Source organism: Nocardia acidivorans NBRC 108247, from assembly GCF_001625085.1.
GTDB lineage: Bacteria > Actinomycetota > Actinomycetes > Mycobacteriales > Mycobacteriaceae > Nocardia > Nocardia acidivorans.
The window spans coordinates 17,627-28,999 of record NZ_BDAW01000066.1 but is presented as its reverse complement, the minus strand read 5'-3'; the positions used below and the strand labels follow the sequence as shown (position 1 = coordinate 28,999).

The 11,373-nt window shown below is 66.6% G+C and carries 9 protein-coding genes; 6 read left to right on the top strand and 3 right to left on the bottom strand.

Translation table 11 applies throughout. The features are described 5' to 3' along the window. Positions 1-270: 270 nt before the first annotated feature. Positions 271-1,440 carry a globin domain-containing protein gene (locus NA10_RS28245; RefSeq protein ID WP_067573319.1) on the top strand — a complete coding sequence of 390 codons (1,170 nt, stop codon included), beginning with the start codon at positions 271-273 and terminating at the stop codon, positions 1,438-1,440. 81 nt (positions 1,441-1,521) lie between these two features. Here NA10_RS28245 and NA10_RS28240 read toward each other — a convergent pair whose 3' ends face one another. The 3 genes from NA10_RS28240 to NA10_RS28230 all read right to left on the bottom strand — a co-directional run bounded on the left by NA10_RS28240 (position 1,522) and on the right by NA10_RS28230 (position 4,644). Next, entirely contained in the window at positions 1,522-2,307 is a 786-nt protein-coding gene (locus NA10_RS28240) for an FAD-binding oxidoreductase (protein ID WP_084515334.1), read from the bottom strand. Positions 2,308-2,371: 64 nt separating this feature from the next. Further along, on the bottom strand, positions 2,372-3,532 hold the full coding sequence (locus NA10_RS28235) for an FAD-binding oxidoreductase (protein ID WP_067573317.1): 1,161 nt from the start codon (positions 3,530-3,532) through the stop codon (positions 2,372-2,374). 134 nt (positions 3,533-3,666) lie between these two features. Beyond that, positions 3,667-4,644 carry an NADP-dependent oxidoreductase gene (locus NA10_RS28230; protein ID WP_067573315.1) on the bottom strand — a complete coding sequence of 326 codons (978 nt, stop codon included), beginning with the start codon at positions 4,642-4,644 and terminating at the stop codon, positions 3,667-3,669. 246 nt (positions 4,645-4,890) lie between these two features. Here NA10_RS28230 and clpB point away from each other — a divergent pair, with 246 nt between their 5' ends. From clpB to pyrE, 5 genes are all read left to right on the top strand, one after another. Next, entirely contained in the window at positions 4,891-7,446 is a 2,556-nt protein-coding gene (gene clpB / locus NA10_RS28225; protein ID WP_067573348.1) for an ATP-dependent chaperone ClpB, read from the top strand. Between the two features lie 217 nt (positions 7,447-7,663). Then, on the top strand, positions 7,664-8,542 hold the full coding sequence (locus tag NA10_RS28220) for a DUF5666 domain-containing protein (protein WP_067573313.1): 879 nt from the start codon (positions 7,664-7,666) through the stop codon (positions 8,540-8,542). A gap of 175 nt (positions 8,543-8,717) precedes the next feature. Next, a complete protein-coding gene (locus NA10_RS28215) occupies positions 8,718-9,782 on the top strand; it encodes a TtfA family protein (protein WP_084515332.1) in 1,065 nt (354 codons plus the stop codon). A 180-nt stretch (positions 9,783-9,962) separates the two neighbouring features. Continuing rightward, positions 9,963-10,760 carry an SDR family NAD(P)-dependent oxidoreductase gene (locus NA10_RS28210; protein WP_067573311.1) on the top strand — a complete coding sequence of 266 codons (798 nt, stop codon included), beginning with the start codon at positions 9,963-9,965 and terminating at the stop codon, positions 10,758-10,760. Positions 10,761-10,768: 8 nt separating this feature from the next. Beyond that, positions 10,769-11,314, top strand: coding sequence for an orotate phosphoribosyltransferase (pyrE, locus tag NA10_RS28205; protein ID WP_067573309.1), 546 nt, complete (start codon positions 10,769-10,771; stop codon positions 11,312-11,314). Positions 11,315-11,373 lie beyond the last annotated feature (59 nt).

The following is an 11,373-nucleotide window of genomic DNA, read 5'->3' as shown; positions in this document are numbered from 1 at the left end:
GATATTTGAAGCTTGCAAAACGAATCCCCCAAGATCGGCGGGTCGCACCTGGTCCCGCCCGGCGTTTCCCAGTTGAACAGTCTGTTTTCGAGTGGGATTGCTTGCCATGCGCTCGTTTTCGAGGAATTACAGGCATGTTGTTGAAACGTCCCGTTCCGTTGCTGGCAAACCTCGCCTATAGTTGCTCAGCAACGGCCGCTGTCGAGTGTCCCGCAGCACTGCACTCGCCGATCTGCCTGTGTTCGAGTGCGAAATGGGGTTGTGACACACATGGATTCGCGGACCGTCGCATTGATTAGAACGACGTTCAAGTCGGTAGCTGCAGAAGACGGTGGCCCAGAAAAACTCGCTCGTTCCTTCTACGCCATCCTCTTCACCGAATACCCCCAGGTTCGCGATTTCTTCCCCGCCGCCCTGGACGCCCAGCGCGATCGGCTGGTGAAAGCCATCGCCTACGTGGTCGATCGGCTCGAAGAACCGGACAAACTGCTGCCCTTCCTGGCTCAACTCGGCCGCGACCATCGCAAATACGGTGTGGTCGCCGAACACTATGCGGCCGTGGGCAAATCGCTGAAGTCCGCACTCGAGGCGTACGCCGGCACCGAACTCTGGACCGAGGAGATCAGCCGCGCCTGGGACGAGGGCCTGGCCGTGATCGCGGGCACCATGATGGAGGCCGCGGACCAGGAGAGCACCCCGCCGGTGTGGACCGGCACCGTCATCGAACACCGCGAGGTACTGCGCAATCTCGCCATCGTGCGGCTCAAACTGGACCAGCCCATCCAATACGCGGCCGGGCAGTACATGAGTGTGCAGATCCCTTCCCGCCCGCGCATGTGGCGGTATCTGTCCCCGGCCATTCCGGCCACTCCGAGCGGTGAGATCGAATTCCATATCCGCGGCGTCACCGGCGGCTGGGTGAGCCCGGCCATGGTGGGGCACACCAAGGTCGGCGAACAGTGGCTGATCGGCTCACCGCTCGGCGGCCTCGGCGTGCCCCGCAATACCCGGCGCAAACTGCTCATGGTCGGCTGCGGCACCGGTATCGCCCCGCTGCGCGCCCAACTCATGGCCATGACCCAGCGCCGTTCCAATCCGAAGGTCGATCTCTTCGTCGGCGGCCATTACCCCTGTGATCTCTACGATTTGGAGATCCTCAGCCAACTCGCGCTGGCCAATAAGTGGCTCACCATCACCCCGGTCACCGAGAGCAATGAGGATCCGTGGTGGCAGCCCGCCAATTCCGTTGAGCCCCGGGAACATCCGGGCCTGCAACCGCGCCTGGTCGGCCAGATCGGCAAGATAGTCGCGGGTTTCGGCTCCTGGTCCGATCGTGACGTGCAGATCGTCGGCTCACCCTCGATGGTGCAGACCACCAAATTCCGCCTCATGGCGGCGGGTACGCCCACCGCGAATATCCGGCACGATCCGCTCTTCTGAGCGGTCCCACAGACCCCCGCGCCGCTGCCTGTCGCTCGGCAGCGGTGCGGGGCACCACACGATCTACTCCGCCGAGGGCCTCTAAAAGCCTTCGTAGCGAATGAGTTCCGGCGGGGTGCCGGTGGCCACCAGCATCTCGACGGTGGCGTGCACGGTGGCCGCGCCGCCGCAGACCAGAATACTCTGATGGTCCAGCGGGGTGAAGCGTGAGACCACCTCGGCCAGGGTGCCGGTGATCAATTCCTCGGGCTGGAAGCCGATATCGACGCGGCAGGACTCGTACCAGTTGTCGATCCAGTCCGGATCGTCCTCGTCCAGCACCACGGGAATAATTGTCAGCCAGGGCATTTCATTGCCCAGCAGGACGAGCATATCGGAGGCGTAGAGATCGCGGGGGTAGCGGCCGCCGACGAACAGGTGGGTGCGCGGCGGCTGCTCGCGCCGCGAGATGTCCAGCAACAGAGCGCGTAACGGGGCCAGGCCGATACCGTCGGCGATCATCACCACCTCGGTGGCGGCCTCGTCCACCGCGAGCCAGCCCGCCGGATTGCGCACCTTCCATTCGTCACCGGTGCGGGTGTCGGCCACCATCGAACCGCTGCACCAGCCGCCGGGCACGGTCCGGATATGGAATTCCAGCTTCCCGTCCAGCGACGGCGGCAGCGCGCAATACAGCCGCCGCACCATATTCGGATGCTGCGGCGTCCGCACCTCCACCGATTGACCGGGCGCGAACGGCACGAACTCGCCGATCAACCGCACCACGGTGAGGTCTTCGCGCAGTCGGTGCGCCCCGACCACCGTGGCGGGCCATTCGTTCGGCTCGCCGATCCGAATCGGTCCGGTCTGATCGGGGTCGAGGGTCACACCACACTCCTGCTCATCGAAAAATCTTGTACCGCAAAACTATTCACACCGGGCAGGGCGGGGTTCACACCGGGTCGGAGTTGATCGCCGACTCCGGGGTGCCGACCGCGAGCAGTGCGCGCCGGGTGTCCGCGATCATGCGCGCCGATCCGGCGATCTGGATCTGCCGGTCCGCCCACGCGCCGAAGCTGGCCACCACCGCGCCCAGATTACCGATCAACCGCCGATGCATGCCGAACGGCGGATCGGCGGGCGGATATGGATGCCACCACGGATTGGTTTCGTTCTCGCACACCGGAATAACCGTCAACCACGGATTACTCTGCGACAGCTGCCACATGTTCTCCACGTCGTACAGATCGCACGGATACCGCCCGCCCATGAACAGGTGCACGCGCGGATTGATCCCGCGCCGCCCCATCTCGATGAGCTGGGCGCGAATCGGCGCGATCCCGGTCCCGGAGCTGATCATGAGCACATCGCGGCGACTCTGCAGATCCACGTGCAATCCGCCCAGCGGGGACGCGATCATCCAGCGGTCGCCGACCTTGGTCTCATTGATGATGGCCGGGCTCACCCAGCCGGTGCGCACCTTGCGGACATGGAATTCGATCTCGCCGTACTGGTTCGCGGGAATCGCGGGTGAGAGATACCGCCACATCTTCGGGCGCTGCGGAATCGCCACCGGCACATACTGTCCGGCCTGATAGGGAATCGGGGTATCGGATTGCAGTCGCACGATCGCCAGATCGTCCACCACCCGCCGGTGCCCGACCACGGTCGCCTCCCAATACGGTTGTGACGTATCGGAATTCGCGCCGATGGCCATGGAGGCCGAGATCAGGATGGTGATGTCCTGCCACCCCGCCTCCAATTGCCGGCTCCAATTCCCGACCCCGTTGTAGGAGCGGAACGCCGCCAGCAGCGCACGACCGGCAATGTCGTAGTGCGCCGCCTCCACCCCGTATTTGCGGTGGTCGCGCGCGAGCTGCTCCAGGAATCGCTGCGCCCGGTCCCAATCCTCCAGATTGTCGAGTACGAACTGCACGGCCGTGACCAGCCGCTTGGGCTGCATATCCATGGCCGAGGGGAAGAGCTCCCGCAGGGCGGGGACCTCCGCGAATAGATGTCCGTAGAACGCGCTGATCAGTCGTTCCGGCCCGTGCGGGGCTTCGACGACTGTCCGGAAGTTTGCGCGGACCAGCGCTGCTGAACGCGCATCCACGACGTCGAGCTTTCCTTTCCTTGCTACTACCCCGGACTCACCTGGTTCCAGGCGGTCCTCCGCGTCAAGTATCCCTGAAAAAGCGGTGGTCGCACGGATATAGCCGGAGCCGGTGGATTCGCGTTACCCGGGGTTCAGATAACCAGCACGGTCTTACCGCGCGCACCGGACGCGCCGAGCACCTCCGCGGCCGCCTCCAGGGGCGGGGTGTTGTCGATCGGGACCACCAGATCGCCATTGCCGACATCGCGCAGCAGCTCCCGCAATTCCGGTGCGCCGCCGGTGGATTCGAAGTTCCCGCCGGTGATGCCGCGCGCCTTCAACGCCTCCTCGTCGGCGGACCAGGTGGTGGTGTACGCCGCGCCGCCGGACTTGACCACGGCGGCATTGTCGGCGAAGACCGGCGGTGGACTCACCAGATCGAAGAGCACATCGACACCGGCGGGCAGGGTGATCCGCACCGAATCGGCGACCGTCAGCGGTGAGCTCTCGGCATGGGTGGGGGAGTCGGTGACGGTGATCCGGCCGTAGTTGACCACTTCGGCCGCGCCGAGGCGGATCATCCGATCGGTGTCGTCGGGCCGGGCGGTGGCGATCACATGCGCGCCTGCCAGCGCCGCGAGCTGGACCAGATAGGACCCGACGCCGCCGGAAGCGCCCACGATCAGCACATTCTGGCCCGCGGCCACCTTGGCGGCGTGCAGGAGATCGAGTGCGGTGATGCCCGCGGTGGGCAGTGCGGCGGCCTGGATCGCGGTCACCTCGTCCGGGATCCGGGCGATGATCGAGGTCGCGGGCACCACGATGTATTCGGCGAAGGTGCCGTGCCCGAGCGGCGGATTGAGGAATTTGCCGACCACGCGTTCGCCGTACTCCACATCGGTGACGTCGGCGCCGATGCCGACCACCCTTCCGGCCCCGTCCACGCCCGGAATGAGCGGAAAGTCGTGTGGCAGCTTGCCGTCCAGGAAGCCGTCGACAATGCGCTGATCGAAGGGATTGACGCCCGCGGCCTCGAGCTCGATCTTCAACATGCCGGGTCCGGCCTCGGGGGTGGGCATATCGGCGGCCTCCGGTGTGCCCCCGAATTCGCGAACCACGATCGCGCGCATTGCTGCTCCATTCGTCCGGGATATCCGAGCTTGGGATGAGCGGGTGATGCGTCAACGAACCCGCCCCATCGTAGGCGGGACCGCCCCGGAACCGGTGTGATTGAGGCCATTCGGTTTTGTTCGTGGCGAGTAGCCTTACAGGGACCTTCGGCACTGGTGGTCGCACCGGAAATTCGTCAGACTTGAGCGGAACAGACTCAACTCTTCTCGCGTTGGAACGAACAAGCGACTAGTAGGAAGGTGAATGTGGACTCGTTCAATCCCACCACCAAGACCCAGGCGGCCCTCACGGCCGCACTCCAGGCGGCCTCCGCCGCCGGAAACCCGGAGATCCGTCCGGCGCACTTGCTGGTGGCGTTGCTGGATCAGACCGACGGCATCGCCGCACCCCTGTTGAAGGCCGTCGCCACCGATCCCGCGACGGTTCGGCGTGAGGCGCAGGACATTGTCGACCGACTGCCCCGCGCCACCGGAGCGACCACCCAGCCGCAACTGGGACGCGAGGCGCTCGCCGCCATCACCGCATCCCAGCGACTGGCCACCGAAATGGGGGACGAATACGTCTCCACCGAACACCTCATGGTCGGCCTGGCCGCGGGGGACTCCGATGTCTCGCAACTGTTGCTCGAGTACGGCGCGAACGCCGACGCCCTGCGCGAGGCGTTCACCGCCGTGCGCGGCAATACCCGCGTCACCAATCCCGATCCCGAGGGCAGTTATCAGGCGCTGGAGAAGTACTCCACCGATCTGACCGCCGCCGCCCGCGACGGCAAACTGGATCCGGTCATCGGGCGCGACACCGAGATTCGGCGCGTGGTGCAGGTGCTGTCCCGGCGCACCAAGAACAATCCGGTGCTCATCGGCGAACCCGGCGTCGGCAAGACCGCCATCGTCGAGGGGCTGGCCCAGCGGATCATCGAGGGCGATGTGCCGGAGTCGTTGCGCGGCAAGAAACTCGTCTCGCTCGACCTCGGCGCCATGGTCGCCGGCGCCAAGTACCGCGGTGAGTTCGAGGAGCGGCTCAAGGCCGTACTGGAGGAGATCAAATCCAGTGCGGGACAGATCATCACCTTCATCGACGAACTGCACACCATCGTCGGTGCGGGCGCGACCGGTGAATCCGCCATGGACGCCGGGAACATGATCAAGCCCATGCTGGCCCGCGGTGAACTGCGCCTGGTCGGCGCGACCACCCTGGACGAGTACCGCCAGCACATCGAGAAGGATCCGGCGCTGGAGCGCCGCTTCCAGCAGGTGCTGGTCGGCGAACCCTCCGTCGAGGACACCGTCGGCATTCTGCGCGGGCTCAAGGAGCGCTACGAGAACCACCATCACGTGCGCATCACCGATTCGGCGCTGGTCGCCGCGGCTACGCTCTCGGACCGCTACATCACCTCCCGGTTCCTGCCGGACAAGGCCATCGACCTGGTCGACGAGGCGTCGTCCCGGCTGCGCATGGAAATCGATTCCCGCCCCGTGGAAATCGACCAGGTGGAGCGGGCCGTGCGCCGACTCGAGATCGAGGAGGTCGCCCTCGCCAAGGAGACCGACGAGGCATCCAAGGCCCGGCTGGAGAAGTTGCGCTCCGAACTCGCCGACGACCGCGAACAGCTCAACCAATTGATGACCCGCTGGCAGAACGAGAAGCAGGCCATCGATTCGGTGAGCGCGCTCAAGGAACAGTTGGAGAGCCTGCGCGGGGAATCCGAGCGGGCCGAGCGCGATGGCGATCTGGGCAAGGCCGCCGAACTCCGGTACGGGCGAATCCCCAAGCTGGAGAAGGAACTCGCCGAGGCCGAGGCCAAGGCCAAGGGCGCGGCCGACGGTGACGTCATGCTCAAGGAGGAAGTCGGCCCGGACGATATCGCCGAGGTCGTCTCCGCGTGGACCGGTGTTCCGGTCGGCCGCATGATGGAGGGCGAGACCCAGAAACTGCTCCGCATGGAGGATGAACTGGGCAATCGCGTCGTCGGTCAGAAGGCGGCCGTCCAGGCGGTCTCCGATGCGGTTCGGCGCGCCCGCGCGGGCGTGGCCGATCCGAATCGGCCCACCGGTTCGTTCATGTTCGTCGGACCCACCGGCGTGGGTAAGACCGAATTGGCGAAGGCGTTGGCGGACTTCCTGTTCGACGATGAGCGCGCCATGGTCCGCATCGATATGAGCGAGTACAGCGAGAAGCATTCGGTGGCTCGCCTGGTGGGTGCGCCCCCCGGCTATGTCGGATATGACCAGGGCGGTCAGCTCACCGAGGCGGTGCGCAGGCGGCCGTACACGGTGGTGCTCTTCGACGAGATCGAGAAGGCGCATCCGGATGTGTTCGACATCCTGTTGCAGGTACTCGACGAAGGCCGGCTCACCGACAGTCAGGGCCGTACGGTCGACTTCCGCAACACCATCCTGATTCTCACCTCGAATCTGGGTGCGGGCGGTTCGAACGAGATGGTCATGAACGCGGTACGGGTGGCCTTCAAACCCGAGTTCCTGAACCGGCTCGACGATGTGGTCATGTTCCACCCGCTCGACGAGGAGCAGTTGGAGTCGATCGTCGACATCCAGCTGAACCAGTTGCAGAAGCGGCTCGCCCAGCGCCGCCTGAAGCTGGACGTCTCCGATTCGGCACGGTTCTGGCTCGCGGTGCGTGGCTACGATCCGGCGTACGGCGCCCGTCCGCTGCGCAGGCTCATCCAGCAGGCCATCGGCGACGCCCTCGCCAAGGAACTGCTCGCCGGTGAGGTGCAGGACGGCGACACCGTGAAGGTGAATGTCACCCCCGGCGGTGATTCGCTCATCGTCGGCCGCTAGCCCGTTCGAAGTACAGCTCAGGCCCCCGGAGACAACTTTCCGGGGGCCTGACTGCGAAGGGGCTGACCTGTGTGATCGCGGCCCGCCCCGGGCCTGGACCGACGGAGCGGGGGAGCGAAGCCCAGGAGCGGAGGAGGGAAGAGCCGGGGTTACGAGGGCCGCGAACCGCCGGAGCGAAGCGGAGGCAAAATATTCCCGGCAGCCTAGGCTGGAGGTCATGACTAATCCGAGCGATCCGTGGTCGCGGCGGCCCGAACCGGAGCCGGGGGAGGAGCCGACCGAACAGGTCGCGCACCCCACCGAGCAGGTCGGGTACCCCTCGGAAGTCGCCGATCCGCACGGTGCGGCCCCCACCATCTCGCCCACCGAATACTTCGCGCAGCAGCAGGGGCCCGAGGCCACCCGGGTACTGCCGCCCTATGACGCCAGCTGGGGCGGGTACGAGAGCGGCGGCGGGTACGCACCGCCCACCGCGAGTTATCCCCAGGGGTATGCCCCGAGCGGAGCGACCGGATACGGGCAGATGTCCGGACCCGAGAGCGGCCTGAGTTACGGGCAGACCGGCGGGCCGGGCGGATATCAGCCCGCGGGCTTCCCGCGGCAGCCCGGCCCACCGCCGCCGCGCAAGACCGGTCTGTGGATCGGCATCGGCATCGCCGCCTTCGTCCTGGTCGCGGTCGCCGGTGTGCTGGCGGGAGTGCTACTGGCGAACAAGGATTCGTCCGGCACCTCCGCTGCGGGCAGCAGCACCCGCACCACCGGACTGGTCTTCCCGGGCCTGCCCGGAAACACCTCGTCACAGCCGCTCCCGAGCGGCATTCCGGAGATCCCGGGCCTGGGCGATATCGACTCTCTCGGTGCGAATATGGGCACGCTCGCGAGCAATGACGGCACCACCTTGACCATGACCACCCTGTCCGGCACTACGGTGACCGTGCACACCGACGAACGGACACAGGTGATTTCGCTGGGCAGCACCAAGGTGGCGGACCTGCCGGTGGGCGAAATGGTGATGGTCCAAGGCGATAAATCCGCCGACGGGTCGATCCAGGCCAAGCTCATCATCAGTACCGCCCTACCCGGCGGGACCAGGTGAGCGAAGTCCGATGAGCGACAACCGCTCTCCGGCTCGCGGCCCGTCTCACTTCTGGACTGAGTGGAGCGGAGGAGCGCAGCGGGGGAGCGGAGGGAGGGAAGAAGTGAGACTCTGGGGCCGCGAGCCCGCCCGGAGCGCAGCGGAGGGCAAATTGGACACAGTAGGGTAGGCGGCGATGACGGCTATATGGTTCGGGTTGGCGGCGATCGCGCTGGTGGGTGCGATCGTGCTGCTCTATTTCGATCGGTTGCAGCGGCAGCGCACCGGGCATGTGCGCCAGGTCTGGGCGAAATCCCAGGGGTACACCTATGTTTCGGTGGAACCGGCGCTGGCCTCCACCTGGCGGCGCGGTGCGCTGGCCAAGCTCGGGTACCTGTCCGCGGTGGATGTGGTCTCGGGTAATCGCAAGGGCGAGAAGTTCGTTCTCTTCGATCTCGAGGATGCCGCGACGCTGGTCGCGGTGCGCCGGCAGATCGGTTCGGACATCGATATCGATCTCCGGATGAAGACCGCAGCGCCGCCCAAGGACCACGATCTGGAAATGCTTGGGGCCATTGGTGATCGGGTGGTCTTCGCGACCAATCCCGATATCGCCCGGCACGCGGTGGACCAGCGAATGGTGGCCTTCATCGAATCGCTGCCCGATACCGTGCAGCAGCTGTGGAGTGAAGGCAACTGGACGCTCGGCATGCTGCACGTCGGCTCGGTCGCCAAGGATTGGGAGATGGCGATCGACGCGGTCCTGCGCCTGTCCGGACTGCTGCACGTGCTGCCGCCGGTGATCAATTCCGAGCGCGGCCGCGATGAACTGCCCGAACCCGGTCGCTCGCACCCGATTCCGGAGGACGACGACTACGACGGCTACGACGAGGACGGCGACTTCGAGCCCGAACGGGCCCGCACCCGCCCCACGCCGGACGACGAGGACGAGTACAGCCCGGTGCTCGGCGACATCGCCGGAGCCGAGGGCGAGGGCGAGCCCGAGAACTGGCGTCCCGCACTGAAAGTCGTGCCCGATCCGCGAAATCGCCCGCGCCGCAACTGGCCGCCTGCCGACGAGGATCCCGACGAGGACGATCCGCGTCGCCCCGCGCCCGAGGACGACTGGCAGGACGAACCGGCGGACGTCCGCGCCGAGGAACCCGAACAGGGCTGGCGCAAGGATCAGGGCCGCAGCGCCCCGCCCGGCGGCCCCTTCCATCCGGGCTTTCGCCCCTATCAGGGCCCGACCCCCAGATGAGCCCGACGCCCCGGCACCGAGATCTCGAACGCACCCGCAGCGGAGATTCCCGGGCCGGGGCGTTTCGGTCCGCGCCGTCGCGCGTGTATTCGGCGCGTGTCGCCCCGCGAGGGTCCAGAATGGTGGCGCAGCCCCGGTCATCGCCGACCGATTCCCAGTCGTGCGAGTGATGGGTAGTCGATGAGCGTTCGTATGCCCGGTGCCACCCGCCCGGTGGCCCTGGTCACCGGTCCCACCTCCGGTATCGGCCGGGCGTACGCGACCCGGCTCGCGGCCCTCGGGTACGACCTGGTGCTGGTGGCCCGCGACCGGGAACGGCTCGGCGCGCTGGCACACGATTTCGAGGTGCGTTTCGGGGCGCGCGCACAGGTGCTGCCCGCCGATCTGGCGCTCGCCCCCGATCGCGAACGAGTCGCCGCGCGGCTGGCCGAGGGCGTCGAATTCCTGGTCAACAACGCGGGATTCGGGCTCGCGGGCGAGTTCTGGGAAGCGGATCCGGAGCGGCTGCGCGACCAGCTCGAGGTGAACGTCTCCGCCGTCGTGCGATTGACCCGCGCGGCCGTGCCGCCCATGCTGCACGCCGCCAATGGGACGGTGGTGAATATCGCCAGTATGGCCGGGCTGATACCCGGGAGGGGCTCGACCTATTCGGCCTCCAAGGCGTACGTCGTATCCTTCTCGCAAGGGCTGGCGAGCGGGCTGGCCGGGACCGGCGTCCGGGTGCAGGCATTGTGCCCGGGATTGGTCCACACCGAATTCCACGAGCGGGCCGGTCTGCCGACCGAATCGCTGCCCAGGCCGTTCTGGCTGAACGTGGATCAGGTGGTCGCCTGCTCACTGGCGGATCTGGAGAAGAACCGGGTGATCAGCGTGCCCGGCATGCAGTACAAAGCGATCGCCGCGGTCGCCGGACTGATCCCGCGGTCCCTGGTGACCCGCCTGAATCGGGGCCTTTTCAACGCACGCGGAAGGACATAGACACAGCAATGCAGGTAACGACGACCGACCGGGACAGACTGGCCGAACTGGTGCGCCAACTCGCTGTCGTGCACGGCAAGGTCACCCTGTCCTCGGGCAAGGAAGCCGACTACTACGTGGACCTGCGCCGGGCCACCCTGCACCACGAGGCGGCGCCGCTCATCGGCAAACTGCTGCGTGAACTGGTGGCGGACTGGGACTTCGAATCCGTCGGCGGGCTCACCATGGGCGCCGATCCGGTGGCCGCCGCGGTCATGCACGCGCCGGGGCGGCCCATCAACGCGTTCGTGGTCCGCAAAGCCGCCAAGACGCACGGTATGCAGCGTCAGATCGAGGGCCCGGACATCGTGGGCAAGCGCGTACTGGTGGTGGAGGACACCACCACGACCGGTAACTCGCCGGTCACCGCGGTGCGCGCACTGCGCGAGGCCGGGGCCATCGTGGTGGGTGTGGCGACCGTGGTGGATCGCGAAACCGGTGCTGACGGGGTGATCGCGGCCGAAGGTCTGGAGTACCGGTCGATTCTGGGGCTGAAGGATCTGGCGCTGGGCTGAGGAAGTGCCCTGGGTTAGCCTGGGTGCTGGTCTTCTGTCCGACAACGTTGTCGAACTGC